General features: G+C 45.0%; 24 protein-coding genes. 13 read left to right on the top strand and 11 right to left on the bottom strand.

The window, feature by feature from the left end:
* Positions 1-70: 70 nt before the first annotated feature.
* Entirely contained in the window at positions 71-1,990 is a 1,920-nt protein-coding gene (locus K5609_RS02230; protein ID WP_221075773.1) for an ABC transporter ATP-binding protein, read from the bottom strand.
* 101 nt (positions 1,991-2,091) lie between these two features.
* Between K5609_RS02230 and K5609_RS02235 the strand changes: the two genes are divergently transcribed.
* Complete coding sequence (locus K5609_RS02235) at positions 2,092-2,289, top strand: YheV family putative zinc ribbon protein (RefSeq protein ID WP_016402121.1); 198 nt, start codon at positions 2,092-2,094, stop codon at positions 2,287-2,289.
* 118 nt (positions 2,290-2,407) lie between these two features.
* On the opposite strand, the gene K5609_RS02240 is transcribed toward K5609_RS02235, so the two are convergent.
* Genes K5609_RS02240 through K5609_RS02250 form a run of 3 tightly spaced genes read right to left on the bottom strand, consistent with a single transcriptional unit; the run spans position 2,408 to position 4,114 of the window.
* Entirely contained in the window at positions 2,408-2,905 is a 498-nt protein-coding gene (locus K5609_RS02240; RefSeq protein ID WP_221075774.1) for a GNAT family N-acetyltransferase, read from the bottom strand.
* An 8-nt stretch (positions 2,906-2,913) separates the two neighbouring features.
* Complete coding sequence (locus tag K5609_RS02245; RefSeq protein WP_163134657.1) at positions 2,914-3,135, bottom strand: SlyX family protein; 222 nt, start codon at positions 3,133-3,135, stop codon at positions 2,914-2,916.
* A gap of 1 nt (position 3,136) precedes the next feature.
* On the bottom strand, positions 3,137-4,114 hold the full coding sequence (locus K5609_RS02250; RefSeq protein ID WP_221075775.1) for a WD40 repeat domain-containing protein: 978 nt from the start codon (positions 4,112-4,114) through the stop codon (positions 3,137-3,139).
* Between the two features lie 147 nt (positions 4,115-4,261).
* Here K5609_RS02250 and fkpA point away from each other — a divergent pair, with 147 nt between their 5' ends.
* Positions 4,262-5,029, top strand: a complete 768-nt coding sequence (fkpA, locus tag K5609_RS02255; protein ID WP_221075776.1) for an FKBP-type peptidyl-prolyl cis-trans isomerase — start codon at positions 4,262-4,264, stop codon at positions 5,027-5,029.
* Positions 5,030-5,123: 94 nt separating this feature from the next.
* Here the strand turns inward: fkpA and rsd are convergent, their stop codons facing one another.
* Positions 5,124-5,603 (bottom strand): sigma D regulator, encoded by a 480-nt coding sequence (gene rsd / locus K5609_RS02260; RefSeq protein ID WP_163134654.1) that lies wholly within the window; start codon positions 5,601-5,603, stop codon positions 5,124-5,126.
* 185 nt (positions 5,604-5,788) lie between these two features.
* Here rsd and nudC point away from each other — a divergent pair, with 185 nt between their 5' ends.
* The 6 genes from nudC (at position 5,789) to K5609_RS02290 (ending at position 9,436) form a co-directional block, all read left to right on the top strand.
* Complete coding sequence (gene nudC / locus K5609_RS02265) at positions 5,789-6,586, top strand: NAD(+) diphosphatase (protein ID WP_221075777.1); 798 nt, start codon at positions 5,789-5,791, stop codon at positions 6,584-6,586.
* 101 nt (positions 6,587-6,687) lie between these two features.
* Positions 6,688-7,752, top strand: a complete 1,065-nt coding sequence (gene hemE / locus K5609_RS02270; protein WP_221075778.1) for a uroporphyrinogen decarboxylase — start codon at positions 6,688-6,690, stop codon at positions 7,750-7,752.
* A gap of 172 nt (positions 7,753-7,924) precedes the next feature.
* On the top strand, positions 7,925-8,107 hold the full coding sequence (locus K5609_RS02275; protein ID WP_221075779.1) for a hypothetical protein: 183 nt from the start codon (positions 7,925-7,927) through the stop codon (positions 8,105-8,107).
* A 23-nt stretch (positions 8,108-8,130) separates the two neighbouring features.
* Positions 8,131-8,913 (top strand): sulfite exporter TauE/SafE family protein, encoded by a 783-nt coding sequence (locus K5609_RS02280; RefSeq protein ID WP_221077191.1) that lies wholly within the window; start codon positions 8,131-8,133, stop codon positions 8,911-8,913.
* 10 nt (positions 8,914-8,923) lie between these two features.
* The gene (locus K5609_RS02285) at positions 8,924-9,244 is read left to right on the top strand and encodes a hypothetical protein (protein ID WP_221075780.1); all 321 of its coding nucleotides are present in this window, start codon (positions 8,924-8,926) and stop codon (positions 9,242-9,244) included.
* A 24-nt stretch (positions 9,245-9,268) separates the two neighbouring features.
* Positions 9,269-9,436 (top strand): PLDc N-terminal domain-containing protein, encoded by a 168-nt coding sequence (locus K5609_RS02290; RefSeq protein ID WP_016402110.1) that lies wholly within the window; start codon positions 9,269-9,271, stop codon positions 9,434-9,436.
* On the opposite strand, the gene K5609_RS02295 is transcribed toward K5609_RS02290, so the two are convergent.
* The gene (locus K5609_RS02295; protein ID WP_221075781.1) at positions 9,433-9,816 is read right to left on the bottom strand and encodes a TM2 domain-containing protein; all 384 of its coding nucleotides are present in this window, start codon (positions 9,814-9,816) and stop codon (positions 9,433-9,435) included. The genes K5609_RS02290 and K5609_RS02295 overlap by 4 nt on opposite strands.
* Before the next feature lie 2 nt (positions 9,817-9,818).
* The gene (locus tag K5609_RS02300; RefSeq protein WP_425514832.1) at positions 9,819-10,046 is read right to left on the bottom strand and encodes a DUF4177 domain-containing protein; all 228 of its coding nucleotides are present in this window, start codon (positions 10,044-10,046) and stop codon (positions 9,819-9,821) included.
* Between the two features lie 241 nt (positions 10,047-10,287).
* Between K5609_RS02300 and K5609_RS02305 the strand changes: the two genes are divergently transcribed.
* On the top strand, positions 10,288-10,524 hold the full coding sequence (locus K5609_RS02305) for a TIGR02922 family protein (protein WP_221075782.1): 237 nt from the start codon (positions 10,288-10,290) through the stop codon (positions 10,522-10,524).
* Between the two features lie 47 nt (positions 10,525-10,571).
* On the opposite strand, the gene K5609_RS02310 is transcribed toward K5609_RS02305, so the two are convergent.
* Positions 10,572-11,504 carry a D-2-hydroxyacid dehydrogenase gene (locus K5609_RS02310; RefSeq protein ID WP_221075783.1) on the bottom strand — a complete coding sequence of 311 codons (933 nt, stop codon included), beginning with the start codon at positions 11,502-11,504 and terminating at the stop codon, positions 10,572-10,574.
* Positions 11,505-11,619: 115 nt separating this feature from the next.
* On the opposite strand from K5609_RS02310, the gene K5609_RS02315 reads away from it, so the two are divergent.
* The 3 genes from K5609_RS02315 (at position 11,620) to K5609_RS02325 (ending at position 13,146) form a co-directional block, all read left to right on the top strand.
* Positions 11,620-12,207, top strand: a complete 588-nt coding sequence (locus K5609_RS02315; protein ID WP_221075784.1) for a YjaG family protein — start codon at positions 11,620-11,622, stop codon at positions 12,205-12,207.
* Positions 12,208-12,371: 164 nt separating this feature from the next.
* Entirely contained in the window at positions 12,372-12,644 is a 273-nt protein-coding gene (gene hupA / locus K5609_RS02320; protein WP_016402104.1) for a nucleoid-associated protein HU-alpha, read from the top strand.
* A 148-nt stretch (positions 12,645-12,792) separates the two neighbouring features.
* Positions 12,793-13,146, top strand: coding sequence for a sirohydrochlorin chelatase (locus K5609_RS02325; protein WP_221075785.1), 354 nt, complete (start codon positions 12,793-12,795; stop codon positions 13,144-13,146).
* Positions 13,147-13,291: 145 nt separating this feature from the next.
* Here the strand turns inward: K5609_RS02325 and K5609_RS02330 are convergent, their stop codons facing one another.
* On the bottom strand, positions 13,292-13,723 hold the full coding sequence (locus K5609_RS02330; RefSeq protein ID WP_221075786.1) for a hypothetical protein: 432 nt from the start codon (positions 13,721-13,723) through the stop codon (positions 13,292-13,294).
* Positions 13,724-14,282: 559 nt separating this feature from the next.
* Between K5609_RS02330 and K5609_RS02335 the strand changes: the two genes are divergently transcribed.
* Positions 14,283-14,762, top strand: coding sequence for an FKBP-type peptidyl-prolyl cis-trans isomerase (locus K5609_RS02335; protein ID WP_221075787.1), 480 nt, complete (start codon positions 14,283-14,285; stop codon positions 14,760-14,762).
* 38 nt (positions 14,763-14,800) lie between these two features.
* On the opposite strand, the gene leuA is transcribed toward K5609_RS02335, so the two are convergent.
* Positions 14,801-16,480, bottom strand: a complete 1,680-nt coding sequence (gene leuA, locus K5609_RS02340; protein ID WP_221075788.1) for a 2-isopropylmalate synthase — start codon at positions 16,478-16,480, stop codon at positions 14,801-14,803.
* A 270-nt stretch (positions 16,481-16,750) separates the two neighbouring features.
* The gene (locus tag K5609_RS02345) at positions 16,751-17,854 is read right to left on the bottom strand and encodes an ABC transporter ATP-binding protein (RefSeq protein ID WP_221075789.1); all 1,104 of its coding nucleotides are present in this window, start codon (positions 17,852-17,854) and stop codon (positions 16,751-16,753) included.
* Positions 17,855-17,918 lie beyond the last annotated feature (64 nt).

Below are 17,918 nucleotides of genomic sequence, written 5' to 3' on the forward strand. Positions count from 1 at the left end.
CATCCTTGAATCATTATTAATAGTTCTGTTGTTAGTTACCTTACTGTACTAACAAAATTGGTCAAGTGGCTTAATTCACCTGCTCTATGCCAAAAGCTTGTTGTTGCTCTTCTAGCTGTTCTTGCAGGTCAAACCAGCTTAGCTCAGTTTCTTCGAGTTCGCTCTTAAGTTCGGCTTGTTGTTTTAACAGTTTTTGCAGCTGAGCTTTATTTTCAGCCTCATACAGCTCTGGCTCTGCCATTTTCTGCTCGATATCATCAAGACTTTTTTGGGCTTTAGCGCTGCGCTTTTCCAAGCTTTCTAGCTCTTTTCGAATCCCTTTAGTTTGTTGGCGAAACTCTGCTTCTCGGCGCTTTTGTTCTTTGCGCTGGTTAACCGGGTTATTGGTGGATGCTGTACCGGCGCTGCTATTTTCTACTCGGTTAGCTTGGCTAAGCCATTGTTGGTAGTCTTCTAAGTCGCCATTAAAGGGGGACACCTGTTGGCTATCGACTAAGTAAAACTCATCGGTAGTAGCTCTTAGTAGCGCCCGGTCGTGCGAAACAATAATCATCGCTCCAGTAAACTCTTGCAAGGCAAGGGTTAGCGCGTGGCGCATCTCTAAATCGAGGTGGTTGGTAGGCTCATCCAGCAAGAGTAAGTTAGGTTTTTGCCAAACTACCAAGGCCAATACTAGGCGGGCTTTCTCGCCACCGCTAAAAGGTGCCACAGGCTCTAGAGCTTTATCACCTTGAAAGCCAAAACTGCCTAAGTACTTACGCAGCTCTGCTTCGCTGCTAGTTGGGGCAAGGCGTTGCAAATGCTGCATTGGGGTATCGTCGGGGCGCAGGGTTTCAAGCTGGTGTTGAGCAAAGTAGCCCACTTTCGCCATTTTGTTTATTTCAACCGTGCCCGCTTGTGCTTTAAGCTCGCCAGATAAGAGTTTGATAAAGGTAGATTTACCAGCACCATTACGCCCCAATAGGCCAATTCGGCTGCCGGGAACTAAGTTAAATTTAACCTGTTCTAAAATGGTTTTGTCTTCATAACCAGCGCTCACCTTTTCCATAGTGAGCAAGGGAAGTGGCAAGTTGTCGGGCTCTCTAAAGTGGAAGCTAAACTGCGAATCAACATGCGCTTGGCTTATCACTTCCATTTTCTCTAGCGCTTTTAAGCGGCTTTGAGCTTGTTTGGCCTTGCTAGCTTTATAGCGAAAACGGTCCACAAAACTTTGCATGTGGGCGCGTTCACGTTGCTGCTTTTCGTACATGGCTTGCTGCTGGGCTAGCTGGGTAGCACGCATTTGCTCAAAATCGGAGTATCCGCCGGTGTACTCATTAAGTTTTTGGTGTTCGATATGCACGATGCGATTGATGATGTTATCGAGAAAATCGCGGTCGTGAGAAATCAAAATTAGGGTGCCAGGGTAGCGTTTAAGCCATTGCTCTAGCCACACAACGGTATCTAAGTCTAAGTGGTTAGTTGGCTCATCCAATAACAGCAAATCTGAGCGCACCAACAGGGCTTGCGCTAAGTTTAGACGCATGCGCCAACCACCAGAGAAATCACTCACGCTTTGCTGTTGGCCGGCTTCGCTAAAACCTAAACCAGCCAGTAACTCGGCAGCTTTGGTTTTTATCTGGTAGCCACCAATGGTATCCATTTGGGTGTGCAAGGTAGCTATAAGCTCACCTTTGCCAGACTCTTCAGCCGCCGCAATGTCTTGTTCAAGCTTACGAAACTCTTGGTCGCCATCAATCACGTAATCTATGGCGCTGCGGTGTAGCTCTGGGGTTTCTTGAGCCACGCTGGCAATTTCCCATTTGCTGGGTACTTTTAGATCGCCTTCATCCACTTGCAGTTGATTTTTAAGCAAGGCAAAAAGCGAAGACTTACCACAGCCATTTTGACCGACTAAACCCACTTTTTGACCGGCGTGAATAGTGAGGTTGGTTTCTGCTAATAGAAATTTGCTGCCGCGCTGCAGGCTTATGTTGTTGGCTACGATCATGGTTGTTGCTATGTGCTGCTAAAAGTATGCAATAATGCCGCTATGATAACCGATGCGGTGAATGCCGCATAGCAACATGGTAGTGCAAACTAGAGTTAACTATGGCAAGACATCGTTTTATTGCTGGCGCAGTATGCCCAGAATGTAGTGAACAAGATTCTATTCGTTTAATCGTTGAGCAAATCGACGGTGAAGAGCGCGAGCACATTGAGTGTGTAAGCTGTGACTACCGCGCCGAGCGTCCCAAGCAAGCTGCAGAAAAAGCAGAGCAAGATATCATAGGTTTGTTTAAGCCTTAATGAGGTTTTAGCCTTATCGACTTAAGCAATTTGCGGCTCTATTAAGGCATAGCTTACCCTTTTATTTCGGTAAGCAGTGATCATAATGCTTATTTTAGTCCAGTTAGCTCATCTGACTTTAAGTGAGAGTTTTACCCAGTATTGTTAAGCTGAAGTCTTGGCCATCCATTCGGGCTACATTAGGTAGTTGGCCCCAGCGTTGATATTCAAGTTTTTCGAATAGGGTTAGGCTAGGGGTATTGTGACTAAATATGAAGGCAAGTAGGATTTCTATTCCTAGCGCTTGGGCTAAGCTTTCGGCCTCAATTAACAACTTACCGCCTAAACCTTTACCACGCTGGCTTTCTGCTAGATATAAACTTATCTCAGCGCTATGTTGGTAGGCTGGCCGACCATAAAAATCACTAAAGCTTAACCAAGCAATCACCTCTCCTGTTTGTTCTAGCACATATAAGGGGCGCTTGGGATTCTGGTGTTGTTCAAACCAAGCTTGGCGAGAGGTCACTGTTTGTGGCTCTGTGTCTGCCGTTACTTTGCGTGAGGCAATCGTTGAGTTATAGATCTCAACGATGCTGGGCAGATCGGCCTGCTGGGCTAAACGAAATGAGTGAGACATAACGGCGCTTAGTAGTGAGGAGGGGGCGTTTCTTGCTCTTGCGGAGCAACCGCTGCGCTGCCATCACCTTCAAACAGTTTGGCGCGAATCAATTTAAATTGGTGCTCTAAGGTTTCTAATTGGTTTTGCTGGCTTTGTAAAGCGAGGTTTAGTTGTTCGATAGTGTCCTCTTGAAAAGCCAACTTTGTTTCTAAGCGTTCAATAACACTTTCTAATTCTTGCTGATTCATACTACTTTTTAACCTGCCAAATTTCGACCAATCCACTGGAGCTTGCGCTCGCTAGCTGGCCATTATCAAGCATCGCTGCGCTATACACAACTGCGCTTTTGGGACGGGTTTTCTTGGTGGGGGTGACCAACCAATCTTGCAAGGCTTGGCCGCTGGCCACATGCCATAAACTGAGCTTTCTAGCCGCAGAACCGGTGATTAGCCACTCACCATTATTGGTAAAACTCACATAAGAGAAAATGTTTTGTCGGGCGGTGAGCTTAAGTTTACTCACCTGTTCGCCGCTCGGTAAGGCCCATACTCGCGCAAGTTTGCCGTTGTCAGAAGTAAAAGCGTACTTTCCATCAGATTCTAAAGCCACCGAGGAAACGCGCCCTTGATGAGGGAAACGCAAAATAACTTGCGCGGTTTGGGTATCCCAAAAGAGTGCTTGGTAGTCGTTACCGCCAGTGAGCGCATAGCGCCCGTTGGCCGACAGTGCAACAGAGTTGATTTTTTCGCTGTGCCCTAGAAACTCTAAGCGGCGGCCAGATACCAAGTTAAGGTGAATCACTTTGCCATCGCCCAAGCCAATCAGCACTTGTTGGCCATTGCTTGATAAAGCGATGTCGCGAATGCTTGATTCACTGAGCTTCCAATAGCCTAAAGCTTGCCCGCTATTGATGTCCCAAACTACAAAATCATCGCGGCTAGCGCTCACCGCAAACTGACTACCTTCGGCAATTTTAACCAAGAATACTTGGTTATTTTGCTGGTTCTGATGATCCCATTGAAACAGCTGACGTTGTTGTTTTACATCCCAAAGGCTTAAACCATGATGAATAGAAGAAACCAAACTCAAGCTTCCATCACTCGAAAAATCGGCAGCATAAGCGCCGTCGGTAGCCTGTTGCCAGCTACTTAACGGGGGAGCATCGTCACTACAACTACTGAGTAGCAAAGCGATACCATAAATCACAAACAACTTAATAAATGTCATTTTTTTACGTTTTTTTACGGAACTGTCACTAGGTTGTGTTGACTAATAGGGTTAGTATAAGGGCTTTGTCGGCTAAGTGTTTAATTATTCATAATGATCTTGCACGCAATGCCACAGATTTAATGCGACTCTATTGGAGATAAATGAATGAAAAAGTATTTTGCCGTGTCGGTTTTAGCCGCCTCGATTTTTGCCGTTACTGGCTGTCAGGAAGAAAAAGCTGAAGCTCCAGCGGCAGCGCAAGTTGCCTTAGAAAATGTAGACCAGCAGCAAGCATACGCGATCGGTGCGTCTGTTTCTCGCTACATTGCGACAACTCTAGAACAGCAAAAAGAGCTTGGTCTTGAATTAGACAACGCATTGGTTCTTAAAGGTATGCAAGATGGACTTAGCGGCGAAGTTGCTATGTCTGAAGAAGATATTCAAGCTTCTCTTAAAGCACTAGACGAAAAGCTAGCAGGTTTAGTTGAAGCAAAAGCTGCTGAAGATGCAGCAGCTGCTAAAGCAGAAAGCGACAAGTACCTAGCTGATAATGCAGCGCGTGAAGGCGTAACGGTTACTGAGTCTGGCCTTCAATTTGAAGTACTTACTGCTGCTGAAGGCGACAAGCCAAGCGCTGCAGATACTGTAACAGTTCACTACAAAGGTACCCTAACTGACGGTTCTACTTTTGATAGCTCTTACGACCGCGGTGAGCCAGCAACATTCCCACTTAACCGTGTAATTCCAGGTTGGACTGAAGGCGTTCAGCTAATGTCTAAGGGTGCGAAGTACAAATTCTTCATCCCTTCTGAGTTAGGTTACGGTGAAAACGGTGCTGGTAGCATTCCACCAAACTCTATCTTGGTATTCGAAGTTGAGCTAATCGAAATCGAAAAAGCTGATGCACCAGCTACAGAAACTCCTGCTAGCTAATAAAGCCTTAAGCTTAAACAAAAAACGCAGCACTAGGTGCTGCGTTTTTTCATGGCTTTTTTGTATAACTAAGGGCTATCGTAGGCCTTAGAAATTATTCAGCGGCTTCGCTTTGTTGACTGTGTTGGTAAAGGTGATCCAGTAACTCATCTTCAATGGCAAAGCGCACTTCCATTTCTTGACCAAGTAGCGACAAATCTTTATCAAAGCTGCCAAGCTCTAAATCTTCATTTACTTCGGCGTATTTGTCATTAAAGGCTAAGGCTGTGTCGGTGGTTTCGGTAATTTGTGGGAGCAGCTTCTCGCCAGGTAGTGTGTCCCCGTCATTGGCGCATTCACTAACAATTTGCTCGTAGATTTCGAAATGGCCGGTGGAGGCATAATCAACCAGCTGTTGGCAAAACTGAGTTATTTGAGATAGTGCGGGTAGTGAGCGTTCGTCACTGTCGTAAGGTGGCAGCCCTGCCAATTCACAATAAGCGATGAGTAACTGTTTTCTGGCATCTAGCCAAGCATCAATAACTTGACTGGCGCCTCCCCATTTGGCTTGAGCTTGTTCTAGTTTGCTTAGCATCGCTCTTGCTCCTAGTTCCCTAATTTATGTAACTATAACTAAATAAAATCGCGGCTCTCGTCAACCGATATTTAGTTTAAGTGCGGCGTAGCTAAACATTTGTCAGTCGGTAAAAGCTTGTTATGTAGTGTAAGCTTGGTCATTATTCGCTAATTGAGCAAGCGCACGATAGAAAAGGACGAACCGTGAATAAGCAATTTGGCTGGTGGTTTTTCACCTGTGGTAACCAAATACTCGTTATTCCTCAAGGGGAACGGATCCCCTATGGCGATGTTGACGATCTGCCTTTGCCAGAGTTGGATTTTTCCCAAGTAGAACGCTTTTCTCACTATCAAGGTGAAGCTTGTTTGCGCCTAGAGCTTGCCGAGCCGATTGATTTAGGCATGGGCGAGTGGATAGAGCTGCGCGCCAGTATGGCGGTGCTAAATAGTCAGTTATTTGATTTGGTGGGCAAGGCACAGCAGTTTGCTTTGTTTCTAAAAACCCACCGCTTTTGTGGCAGTTGCGGCGAGGCTCTGCAAAGAGTGGACTGGGAGTTGGCGATGCAATGCCAACAATGTGGTTTTCGTGCCTACCCGCGCATTTCACCGAGCATTATTGTGTTGATTAGCCGCGGCTCTAAGGTATTGCTGGCTAATCATCGTCGTCATCAAAAACAAGAACATCCCATCTATACTGCTATTGCCGGTTTTGTAGAAGCCGGCGAAACGCTGGAGCATACAGTTCATCGCGAAGTGAGTGAAGAAACCGGATTGCGTATAAAAAATTTGCGCTATTGGAAAAGCCAACCTTGGGCTTTTCCGCACTCGATAATGGCTGCTTATTTTGCTGAATATGAAAGCGGTGACATTCACATCGATCGCCGAGAACTGGCCGATGCTCAATGGTTTGATGTTAGCCAATTGCCGCATTTACCTCCACCAGGCACCATTGCCCGCGAAATGATTGACCATTGGACAGAGCAAGTTAGCCACAATAAGTGATAATCGGGTACAGAATTGCCCATTGCTAGTGCTAAAGGCTTGAGTTGTTAAGGCAGCTAGTTACAATGCTCTAGCTAAAATTTCAGATAATTGGGAAAGGTATGTCGGAACTCAAAAACGATCGCTATTTGCGTGCACTGTTAAAGCAGCCAGTTGATGTGACGCCAGTTTGGATGATGCGTCAAGCTGGGCGCTATTTACCAGAGTATCGCGAGGTTCGCGCTGGCGCTGGTGATTTTATGTCGGTATGCCGCGACGCTGATTTGGCTTGTGAAGTTACTTTGCAGCCATTGCGTCGTTTTGATCTTGATGCCGCTATTTTGTTTTCAGACATTCTTACTATTCCCGATGCCATGGGCTTAGGTTTGTACTTCTCTACTGGAGAAGGCCCTAAGTTTGAACGCCCAGTCACCAGCAAAGCCCAGGTTGAGGCTTTAGGTGTGCCAGATCCTGAGCAAGAGCTGGGTTACGTAATGAATGCGGTTCGCACCATTAAGCGTGAGCTAAAAGGTGAAGTGCCTTTGATCGGCTTCTCTGGCAGCCCGTGGACTTTGGCCACCTATATGGTTGAGGGCGGCACAACCAAATCCTTTGCCGGTATTAAAAAAATGGCCTTTAGTGAGCCAAAAACCCTGCACATGTTGTTAGATAAACTGGCCGACTCGGTAATTCTGTATCTGAATGCTCAAATCGCTGCTGGTGCGCAATCGGTGATGGTATTTGATACATGGGGCGGAGTGTTGTCGCCACGCGATTACAATGAGTTCTCGTTGCAATACATGCATAAGATCGTTAATGGTTTAACCCGCAGTGTCAATGGCCAAGCTGTGCCTGTGACTTTGTTTACTAAAAATGGCGGCCAATGGTTAGAGCAAATCGCCGCTACCGGTTGTGATGCAGTTGGCTTAGATTGGACCATTAATATTGCCGATGCTAAAAAGCGCGTTGGCGACAAGGTTGCCCTGCAAGGCAATATGGATCCTTCTATGTTGTATGCACCGGTAGAGCGGATCCGCGAAGAAGTACAAACTATTTTGGCGGGCTTTGGTGAAGGCAACGGCCATGTGTTTAACTTAGGCCACGGCATTCACCCAGATGTAAATCCAGAGCATGCTGGGGCATTTATTGATGCTGTTCATGAGTTTAGTGCTCAATACCATAAATAGATTAATATGTGGTTACCACCACATATTACGAAGTTAAATAACACATATAAGCGCCATGTTTAGTTATTGAACTGAAAAGCGCTCGCTATTGTAAATGTTTTTGCTATAGTGAGTGCCTTAGAACTCTTTACGGATGAAGTTCGTTTATACCCGTAACAGAGAGCTTGATGTTATGAAATCCCCATTACAAATAGGCATTGTTGTTGTATTGATGCTGATAGTTGTTGTCACCTACAAGTTAAAAAGCGTAGGTGAGTCCAGCGTACACCCCTATATTTCTTCGCATTTTTCCCATGCTGATACAGAAAATCTTGCGCAACCTTTACGCATAACGCAGACTGAGCGCATTAACTAAAAAGTAGCGCTGTTATTGTTGTGATGTTTTTAAGCTTTCTGCTCATTGGCGCAGTGGCCGGTTTGATGTCGGGACTGTTTGGTATTGGTGGCGGTCTTGTCATTGTGCCGGTGTTAATTGGTAGCTTTGGCGCCATGGGCTTTGCCAGTGATTCCGCTATTCATCTCGCCATTGGCACATCTTTAGCTTCTATTATTGTTACCGCTAGTAGCGCCAGCTATGCCCATTACTGCAGAGGTTCTATTGACTGGCAAGTGGTTAATCGCTTAGGCATTGGACTGATTGTTGGCTCAATGGTTGGTGCTTGGGTGGCCACGCAATTACACGCTGATCACTTAAGTGCTTACTTTGCAGCCTTCTTATTGTTTATGGCCGCATACATGGCGTTTGGCAGAACTCCCAAGGCGCAGAGAAGCTTACCAGGGCCGGTTGGCACGGGGCTGCTGGGTACGCTGGTTGGAAGTATTTCGGCAATGTTTGGAATTGGCGGTGGCACCATTACTTTCCCTAGCCTTAGTTGGTTTGGTGTGCCAGCGCCAAAAGCTGTGGCTATTTCTGCCGTGTGTGGGCTACCGATTGCGCTGGTAGGTACTATTTCTTATATCTACAACGGTTGGCATGTTGCTGAGCTACCAAGTTGGAGCCTAGGTTATGTGTATTTGCCTGCGTGGTGCGGCATAGTATTAACTAGCTCTATTTTTGCTCGCTTAGGCAGCCGTTTGGCTTACCGTTTGCCCGCGCGACGACTAAAACAAGCCTTTGCGCTGTTGTTGCTAGTGATGGCCATTAAATTGCTCACAGAATAGGAGTGTACTTTTGAAACCACTGATATTAGGCATCCTGATTTTCTTTAGCAGTATATATTCTACTTATGCTTGTAATGGAGTATCTCAAGAGTATTTAGGTGAAGTGCTGGTGGAGTCTCGAGAGGGGCTTTATCAAGAGCCACCGGAGCAAGATTATGCACGTTTAATCGCTTTTGGCTTAGATACACGATATGGCGTTTTTGTAAGAAGTTGGCTGTATTTTGAGCTGGAGATGGTGACTCAAAAGCTGAGCATGCAACCTGACGACCAAGCAGCCCAGCAACGTAAGCAAATTCTTTTCAACTTACGCCGTCAAATTGATTTAGAATAAGCCCGATTTCAACAAGGAGTATGCATGTCGTTACTGTTAGCTATCACCATTTTGGTGTGTGATGTATTTGCCATCGTAAAAATCATAAAAAGTAGCGCTGAAGTAGGGCGTAAGTATTTGTGGGTATTTTTGATTTGCTTGCTGCCATTGGCAGGCTTTTTACTGTGGTTAGTTAAAGGGCCAAAAGATTAAGCCGATTTAACCTGCTCTAATAATTGCTGCATTTGTTGGTTGTTATAATCTAGCACCACTAATTCGGAGCGAAATAGAGCAGGCAGTTCTACTATTGTAATTGCCACTAATAAGCCTAAACCAAGCAGCCCTGCGCCTAAAACTACCAGTAGTATTGCAAGTATTGATATCAGTAAATTAACCGCACCACGTAGCCATTTCCCCAAATAAAAATGATGCAAGCCAGCCAATAACAGGTAGTTAAGCACTGCGTAACTGTCGGGATCTTTAACCTGATTTTGCCAGCGCTGATAAAAACGCTTGCGTTGCTCTTGAGGCAACAGAGCAATTTGCTCTCGCAATTGCTCTTGCTGTTGCTCGACCTGCTCGCGGTTTAACATGTTTAGCGTCCTAAAGTGACAATCACCGTCTCGCGGCTCCAAAAGAGCCAAAAACGACGATTCTCGATAACTTGGAATACTAACTGCCAACCATTGGCCGCTTCTTTATTCAGTGTGGCTTCTACTTTTTGTAGAGGCATGCCGGAAGCTCCCAAAAATAAGGTGCCTAGGGCGCCCTCGGTAATTGCTAAAACTTTGTATTCTTTATACGCCATAATTTCTCTCTTCATTTAACCTTAGATGCGACTATAAGCTATGCTTAAATGCAAAACCATCATTAACCACTAAACAGAAGCTATGCTAATGTTAATTAAGGGATGACGTTTTGAACAAGCTGTTTTTAAAGGTAATTGTTGAATAGCGTCCGCCACTTGGTACACAGAAAGCAGAGCTTTGGCTAGGTCAAAGTTGCTATTTGTTGGTTAATTTGTTGCTATTGTTATGTGAATGGCTAAGCGTTAGGAACCTACTATGAAAGTAACCATGCTTTATTACGATGAGGATAACCCGCTGTTGTTACAACAACAGGTATTGTCGGGGCTAAACCAAAGTAGCAAAGGCCGAGTGATTATTCCTAATGAAGACAAAGTAGGTAAGATAATTATCGCCATTCTCGATGGCGAGGTGAAAGTACTTAACTCTCTAGGAGACCGTGCTTTTGCGGCTTTTGATTTAGAAAAACAAATTGCCTTTGAAGGTGACTCTTAAAGCGTCGTGAGGCAGCGGACCTTTCGCTGCCTAAATAATCCTTCTCACTAATACCCCTTTGCAAAATCGACTCTATCGCTTAACTCTTCCCCTGCTAAATAGTGCTGCAATTTACTCGCAAACAGTTCGATGATATCGCTCACTCGACTTGGCGCTGCAATATGAGGGGTAATAGTACAGTTAGTTTGCGACCAAAGAGGATGGTTACTTGGCAAAGGTTCTGGGCTAGTAACATCTAAAATGGCTTTAGCTGTGGGCTTAGCCTGTAAAAAGTTAAGTAAGGCATCTTGGTCTAAGGTGTCGCCACGGCCAACATTAAAAAACACTACGTCGTCGGCTAAGCTGGCAAAAAATTCAGCGTTTAATAAACCTCGTGTCTTAGGCGTATTGGGCAATACGGCTACCACCGCTTTGGCACTGGGACATAGCTGTTGGTGCTGCTTAAAGTTAGCGACTTGGGCAAAAGGCGCTTTAGCTTTACCGCTATAACTTAAGGCTACTGGGCGCATACCAAAATGAGCGGCGGTGCGAGCAAGGTGCTGGCTAATATTGCCGCTGCCTACACAGCAAAATGTTTCTCCTTGCAAGCCTTGGCTAGATTGCGGCTGCCATAAGCATTGCTGCTGTTGTGTTTGGTAAACGGGGTGCAGCTGAACGTGGGCAAGTAAGTAAGAAAATACATATTCGCTCATCAAAGGGCCAAATACACCACGGCTATTTGTAAGCAAGTAGTGCTTAGGCAGGTGAGCTTGTAATAGCGCGTCGACTCCGGCAAAGCTAGAGTGTAACCACCGCAAGTTTGTCATCTGCGAAATAATTTTAGCAGCTTCGCTAGGTGTGGCTAATAGAACTTCACTTGCCAAACCCACCTGTTTTAGGCTGTGCGCATCTTCGGCATAAAACCATTGGCATTGAGGGAAACACGGGCTTAAAGCCTCGACATACCGCTGAGCTTGAGGAGTTACAATGGTAATTTGCATATGGCACCTTGTGGTTGAATAAGACTAAACTTCGCTAAGCAAGCGTGCTGGTGTTAAGCTGCATAGCAAATTAGCCCTGATTATCTTAATCGTTTTATTGAGTGCGGAGCAAACCATGCTTACCCCTTGTGATATCGACCGTTTAGCCCAGTTAAGTAGTAAGCAACAATCACTTTATTGTTTAGCTTTATGCCAACGCATGGCGCCAAACTACTTATTGTTTTGCCAAGCTGTAGAGCTGGAACACGACAGTGACTTTAACAAATTACTCAGTCTATTTTGGGAAAGCGCCCTTCATCCTAAAACCAAAATTAACTTTTCTGCTCAGCGTGAGCGCTTTGATAGCTTAATCCCAGACCCACAGAGTTACGACATGTATGGCGTTTATCCTGCCTTAGATTGTTGTGTGGTGGTGGAGTGCTTATTTAATGCTTTACTTGAACCAACTGGTCAAGAAGCTGAACAAGCTAGTCAAACCTCATTAGCTAGTGTTTTAAGCTTGTTAGAGCTGCAATTTGGAGAACAAACAGAACAAGAGATCTTGGCGCAAGATTTAGTGATACAAGAGTTGGCTTTTCAAAGTGAATTACTTGACCTAATTGAGCAACTTGAACTAGGCAAAGCATCTATGCAAGCCTTGAAAACGCTGGCTGTTAACCAAGGTGTTAGCAATTTAGGGATCTGTTTAGAAGACAATGCTTAAGGAATAATCCTCTTTTAAACGGTGTTTTTGTGACTGTTTACGCATAAATTGGTTAAAGCCCCGCCAAACAAGGCTCTAAAGAAGAAAAACTCTTTGCGCAGCGTTTTTTTTTCTCTTAAAGTGAAGCTGGATTATTTAAAACGAACATAAAGGATTTAGACATTATGAACAAAACTGAACTAATTGATGCTATTGCTGAAAAAGCTGACCTATCTAAAGCTCAAGCTAAACTAGCACTAGAAACAACTTTAGGTGCAGTAACTGACGCGCTTAAAGAAGGCGACCAAGTTCAGCTAATCGGCTTTGGTACATTCAAAGTTAATCATCGTGCAGCGCGCACTGGTCGCAATCCTCAGACTGGCGCTGAGATTCAAATTGCAGCAGCCAATGTACCTGCCTTTGTAGCTGGTAAAGCATTAAAAGACGCTGTTAAATAGTTTCTTTAAAACTAGCCCTCAACTCTGAGGGCTGGTTTTCTTCAATATCTCCTTTCCCATCTCTAGACACTTTCAGTAAGATACCTGCAATACCTACTCAATTGGCTAGCGCCTAAATTGAATTAATCTAGTAACTCTTAGGAAGTGTATGAAAGCCTTATTGGTCGTGGCACACGGAAGCCGCCGTCCTCAATCAAATCAAGAAGTGGTTGAGCTGGCAAAACAGTTGGCTGAAAAGCTAAGTCATTACTCTCAAGTACATGCCGCTTTTTTGGAATTGGTTGAGCCTACTATTCCGCAACAAATAGAACGTTGTTACCAGGCTGGCGCTAAACAAATAACCTTATATCCGCACTTTTTAGCTGCTGGTACCCATGTGGTGAACGATCTGCCACGTATTATCGAGCAAGCCACTAGCGAACACCCAGACCTAAATATAGAGCTGTTGCCGCATTTGGGGGGCTTTGATGGCTTGGCCGAGTATATTAGCCAAGCGCTCTAGTTGATAATTGTCGAGTCAAGCTGAGTTGGATCTGCTTGGCCTTATAGTTTGCTTAAAGCAGTAAGCCACAGCTGCAAGTTCGCTGTGGCAACTTAGCCGAGCTTTTATACCAAAAGCTTTATGTGGCCTGTCTAATTGGGTTTACTTAAGCCGTATGCTTAGACTCTGAAAAATCGCGTAATCGCTCTAGCAACTGAGATAAATAGTGTGGGTGCGCCAAGCGCAGTAAATCATTCCAGTTGCGATAGGTGAGGGTCTCTTTTAGCAGCAGTACCACTTTGGTGAGCGGAGCCGAACGCAGCAACTCAGGGCGGTACAAGTAATCGCCTCCCTCTTGCACAAACCAAGAGCTCGCTTCAAAGTGCTCAAAAAGCTGTTGGCGCTCTGCGGTGTCTCTTAGTACGGCTAATTGGTTTAGTTGATCAAGTGAGCGAATGCTTAGGCTTATACTGGCTAACTCATCAATGTGTTGCTGTTGTGGCAAGCTGCGCAGAGAGAACAAATGTTCCATTAATGCTTGCGATGCATTAGACGGGGTTTGGTTGGACGGGTAGGGTACTACGTTGTCGATACTCATCGGCTATCTCCTAATTTTCAACCTCCTTGTTGATTAATATTGCAGCGTTATTGAGTGAATGATGAACGGTTTCATAAGTGCTCGCAAGCGACTTACGGTTATTACTGATATGTAAAAAATGAATCAGTTAGTAAGTGCTTGAAAAGGTTTGCAAGAAAAAAGTAAATAAGACTAAGGTCGAGGTGTAGATGTCATAAACTTGGTCTAGTCTGTTGGTCTATCATCTCTAAAATAATTAGAAATACCAATTGCAGGGAGCACACAATGTTAGCCTACCAAGCTAAAGACATGGAGTTGTCATTATTACCCAGTAGAAGACGACGCAATAGAAGAAATTCCTTGGCTAAATCGGAATTGGATGTAAACGTTTCCACCAGGCTTCGTGATAATCAGCAAGTTAATAAGGGAGCATTTGCCACTGCCTCCGAGAGTTGTATTGTGCAGTGCTTAGACTGAGAGCTCGACCAGCGAACTAAGTAGTGGCAAGGTTTGCTGATAATGCTTGGCAAAGCTGCTGTGTTTTGTTGTAGTGTGGCAACGTTTATTTTGAGAGATAGTTATGAAAGTTGCTAAAGACACAGTGGTTCGTTTTGAATATACCTTACACGAAACCGATGGAGCTCTATTAGAGAGCACTAATGGCGAAGCTGTAGCTTATTTACATGGGCACAAGTCGATGATCCCTGCCATTGAAGAGGGCTTAGAAGGTAAAGAGGCCGGCGCTGAAGTAGCCCTGAGTTTAGCACCAGAAAATGGCTACGGTGTGCGTAATGAAGAAGCAGTAGAGCGCATTTCTGTTAAGCACTTACAGGGTGCTAAAAACTGGAAAGCGGGCATGCCAGCAGTGGTGCAAACAGAGCAGGGGCCGCGCCAGGTTACAGTGATTAAAGTGGGTAAGTTTATGGCCACTATCGATACTAATCACCCCTATGCAGGCAAACACTTAGACTTTGCGATTAAGCTAGTGGAAGTGCGTGCAGCCAGCGAAGAAGAAATTTCTCATGGCCACGCCCATGGTGCAGGTGGCCATCAACACTAACAATTCACTCGCGTAGCATCGGCTACGCGAGTTATCGTTTAGGCTGGTTGAGCTTGGCCTTGCTCTTGAGTAATCAGCTGCTGATTAAACGCACACAATACGGCTTTAAGGCTGGCGGTTAATATGTCTTTATCAATAGCTACACCTAAGTAGCGTTTACCGGCAATTTTGGCTTCTATGTAACACACCGCTTCTGCTTCCGCACCTTTACTTAATGCATGCTCGTTATAGTCGAGTACTTCAATTTGCTGGTCGAACTCTGCCTCTAAACCAACTACAAATGCGGCTAAAGCGCCGTTGCCAATGGCTTGAATATCGCAGCGTTGTTGCTGGCGCTCAATAAGGACTTGGATCTGCTCTTGTGCTTGGTAGTTAACTTGGTAATTGGCTAACTGGTAACCTTGAGGTTGCTTCAAATAGTGGTTTTGGAATAGAGACCAAATTTTTTCAGGGCCAATCTCTTCGCCACTTTGCTCTGCATCTGCTTGGACTATTGCGCTAAATTCAATCAAGGCCCACCGAGGTAATTGGATGCCGTAATCCTTATCGAGGATATAGGCGATGCCACCTTTACCTGATTGGCTGTTAATGCGGATCACTTCTTGATAATCGCGGCCTAAATCAGCCGGGTCTATCGGTAAGTAGGCTACATCCCAATGTTGATCGGCTTGTTGAATATCTAAGCATTTCTTAATCGCGTCTTGGTGACTACCCGAGAAAGCGGTAAATACAAGTTCGCCCACATAAGGGTGGCGAGGATGAACCGGCAATTGGGTGCAAAACTTCACTACTTGTACAATTTCGTCTATGTCGGCTAAATCCAATTTAGGATCGATTCCTTGGCTATAAAGGTTCATAGCCATGGTAACAATGTCCATATTGCCGGTACGTTCGCCATTGCCTAGCAAGGTGCCTTCTACACGGTCGGCTCCAGCCAATTGTCCAAGCTCTGCAGCGGCTATGCCACAACCTCGGTCATTGTGAGTATGCTGGCTAATAATAATGTTTTGGCGATGGGCAATATGCTGAATAAACCATTCTATTTGGTCGGCATATACATTGGGTGTCGACATCTCAACGGTGGCGGGCAAATTAAGGATGATTTTCTGTTGTGCTTTAGGGCGCCATTCAGCCACTACTGCATTGCAAATATCTACCGCAAAGTCTAATTCAGTGCCAGTAAAACTCTCGGGAGAATACTGAAATTGCCAATTGGTTTGTGGATAACAGTCGGCATGTTTTTGCAGCTCTTTAGCGCCTTGCACGGCAATATCTATAATGCCGGCTTTATCTAACTTAAATACCTTATCGCGCTGCACCTTAGAGGTGGAGTTGTACAAATGCACAATGGCATTCTTAGCCCCCTTTAAAGCCTCAAAAGTACGAGAGATCAAGGCTGGTCGCGCTTGAGTTAATACCTGAATCGACACGTCACCAGGAATTTGATTAGTTTCAATTAGCCAGCGTACAAAGTCATAGTCAGTGGTGGAAGCTGCCGGAAAGCCCACTTCAATCTCTTTAAAACCAAGTTTGATTAATAGTGCAAACAAACGTTGCTTTTGTTCTACCGACATTGGCTCGATTAGCGCTTGGTTACCATCGCGCAAATCTACGCTACACCACTGGGGGGCTTGATTAATGCTGTTATTTGGCCATTGGCGATTTGCTAAGACAACGGGCTTAAACGAAGAGTATTTAGTGTGATTAAACTGAGACATTGCGACATCCTTGATAAGAGTAAAAGAGTGAGTAAGGCCAATTGGCAGCCAGCGCTTGCCTAGTTAATGCGCTGACTGTGGCTTAGTCGCAGAGGAAAAGTCATAGTGTTTATCTCAGATAATGAATATGGATAAAGTGTAAGCACTATAGAGGGGAGAATGTTTGCAAATATTGCAATGTACGGAGTGGTTTGAGCAATTATTGCTTACAAGTGGCGCTTGGTAAGCAATAATTGTCTAAATGATGACGTGTGTGTAGCGTCGACAGCCTTACTCAGCCGTTTTATTATAAACGCGAACCGCTTCATCGGCATGGTTGAACAGGTAGCATTCAGACAGTTCGCAGCTCAGCGTAATGTCGGTGTAGCGCGCAACTTGATGGTCGCCATTCACGTGTACTTTAATTCCATCAATATCGCCGAGTTGGCCAAATAGATAAGTCGCATTACCGAGGCGCTCGCTCACTTCATTTTTGAAGCTAAGTTTGAGTTCACCTGTTTCATCTAAGCGCAGGTGCTCAGGGCGAATACCTAGCTTAAGTTCTTCCCCAACTGCGACACTATTATCACGCACAGTAATATTAATGTGCTGTCCATCGGCCAATTGAATATCGGCTTGGTCGCCTTGCAAGGCATGAACTTTACAAGGCATGAAGTTCATTTTAGGTGAGCCGATAAAGCCTGCAACAAACAGGTTCTCTGGGTAGTTATAAAGCTCAAGCGGTGAACCTACTTGCTCAATATTACCAGCACGCAAAACCACAATTTTGTCGGCTAAGGTCATTGCTTCTACTTGGTCATGGGTTACATAAACCATGGTGGTTTGCAGTTCTTTATGCAGCTTGGCGATTTGTAAACGCATTTCCACCCGCAATTCAGCATCAAGGTTAGAAAGAGGTTCATCAAAAAGAAAAACCCGAGGATCACGAACGATCGCACGACCAATTGCAACTCGTTGACGTTGTCCGCCAGAGAGTTCTTTTGGGGTTCTTTGTAACAAGTTTTCCATCTGCAAGGTTTTTGCTGCAAGGTTCACGCGTTTGTCGATTTCGGCTTTCTCTACGCCATTCATCTTCATGCCAAAACCCATGTTTTCGGCCACGGTCATGTGTGGGTATAGGGCATAAGATTGGAATACCATTGCGACGCCGCGCTCAGCTGGGTCAACATTGTTAACCACTTGATTATCAATGCTTAATTGGCCATCTGAAATATCTTCTAGACCCGCGATCATACGTAGTAGGGTAGACTTACCGCAGCCCGAGGGCCCAACAAATACTACAAACTCTCCGTGTTTAATATCTAAGTCAACGCCGTGAATCGTTTCAATTTTGGCGTAGCGTTTCACTAAGCCGGTAAGTTTTATATCTGCCATTTTCTATCCCTATCTTTGGTCGCTTTTAAATCTTAGCAACGGAACAAGTATGATGTTGATCATA

This window comes from Agarivorans aestuarii (genome assembly GCF_019670125.1).
GTDB lineage: Bacteria > Pseudomonadota > Gammaproteobacteria > Enterobacterales > Celerinatantimonadaceae > Agarivorans > Agarivorans aestuarii.

Excerpts from the sequence above, each read along its gene's own strand:
- K5609_RS02245 (WP_163134657.1), bottom strand. The coding sequence starts at position 3,135 with ATGAATCAGCAAGAATTAGAAAGTGTTATTGAACGCTTAGAAACAAAG.
- K5609_RS02230 (WP_221075773.1), bottom strand. The coding sequence starts at position 1,990 with ATGATCGTAGCCAACAACATAAGCCTGCAGCGCGGCAGCAAATTTCTA.
- K5609_RS02275 (WP_221075779.1), top strand. The coding sequence starts at position 7,925 with ATGAAATCCCCATTACAAATAGGCATTGTTGTTGTATTGATGCTGATA.
- K5609_RS02300 (WP_425514832.1), bottom strand. The coding sequence starts at position 10,046 with ATGAAGAGAGAAATTATGGCGTATAAAGAATACAAAGTTTTAGCAATT.
- fkpA (WP_221075776.1), top strand. The coding sequence starts at position 4,262 with ATGAAAAAGTATTTTGCCGTGTCGGTTTTAGCCGCCTCGATTTTTGCC.
- K5609_RS02235 (WP_016402121.1), top strand. The coding sequence starts at position 2,092 with ATGGCAAGACATCGTTTTATTGCTGGCGCAGTATGCCCAGAATGTAGT.
- K5609_RS02295 (WP_221075781.1), bottom strand. The coding sequence starts at position 9,816 with ATGTTAAACCGCGAGCAGGTCGAGCAACAGCAAGAGCAATTGCGAGAG.
- K5609_RS02315 (WP_221075784.1), top strand. The coding sequence starts at position 11,620 with ATGCTTACCCCTTGTGATATCGACCGTTTAGCCCAGTTAAGTAGTAAG.
- leuA (WP_221075788.1), bottom strand. The coding sequence starts at position 16,480 with ATGTCTCAGTTTAATCACACTAAATACTCTTCGTTTAAGCCCGTTGTC.
- K5609_RS02305 (WP_221075782.1), top strand. The coding sequence starts at position 10,288 with ATGAAAGTAACCATGCTTTATTACGATGAGGATAACCCGCTGTTGTTA.
- K5609_RS02335 (WP_221075787.1), top strand. The coding sequence starts at position 14,283 with ATGAAAGTTGCTAAAGACACAGTGGTTCGTTTTGAATATACCTTACAC.
- K5609_RS02250 (WP_221075775.1), bottom strand. The coding sequence starts at position 4,114 with ATGACATTTATTAAGTTGTTTGTGATTTATGGTATCGCTTTGCTACTC.
- hupA (WP_016402104.1), top strand. The coding sequence starts at position 12,372 with ATGAACAAAACTGAACTAATTGATGCTATTGCTGAAAAAGCTGACCTA.
- hemE (WP_221075778.1), top strand. The coding sequence starts at position 6,688 with ATGTCGGAACTCAAAAACGATCGCTATTTGCGTGCACTGTTAAAGCAG.
- K5609_RS02325 (WP_221075785.1), top strand. The coding sequence starts at position 12,793 with ATGAAAGCCTTATTGGTCGTGGCACACGGAAGCCGCCGTCCTCAATCA.
- K5609_RS02280 (WP_221077191.1), top strand. The coding sequence starts at position 8,131 with ATGTTTTTAAGCTTTCTGCTCATTGGCGCAGTGGCCGGTTTGATGTCG.
- K5609_RS02290 (WP_016402110.1), top strand. The coding sequence starts at position 9,269 with ATGTCGTTACTGTTAGCTATCACCATTTTGGTGTGTGATGTATTTGCC.
- K5609_RS02330 (WP_221075786.1), bottom strand. The coding sequence starts at position 13,723 with ATGAGTATCGACAACGTAGTACCCTACCCGTCCAACCAAACCCCGTCT.
- K5609_RS02310 (WP_221075783.1), bottom strand. The coding sequence starts at position 11,504 with ATGCAAATTACCATTGTAACTCCTCAAGCTCAGCGGTATGTCGAGGCT.
- rsd (WP_163134654.1), bottom strand. The coding sequence starts at position 5,603 with ATGCTAAGCAAACTAGAACAAGCTCAAGCCAAATGGGGAGGCGCCAGT.
- K5609_RS02345 (WP_221075789.1), bottom strand. The coding sequence starts at position 17,854 with ATGGCAGATATAAAACTTACCGGCTTAGTGAAACGCTACGCCAAAATT.
- K5609_RS02240 (WP_221075774.1), bottom strand. The coding sequence starts at position 2,905 with ATGTCTCACTCATTTCGTTTAGCCCAGCAGGCCGATCTGCCCAGCATC.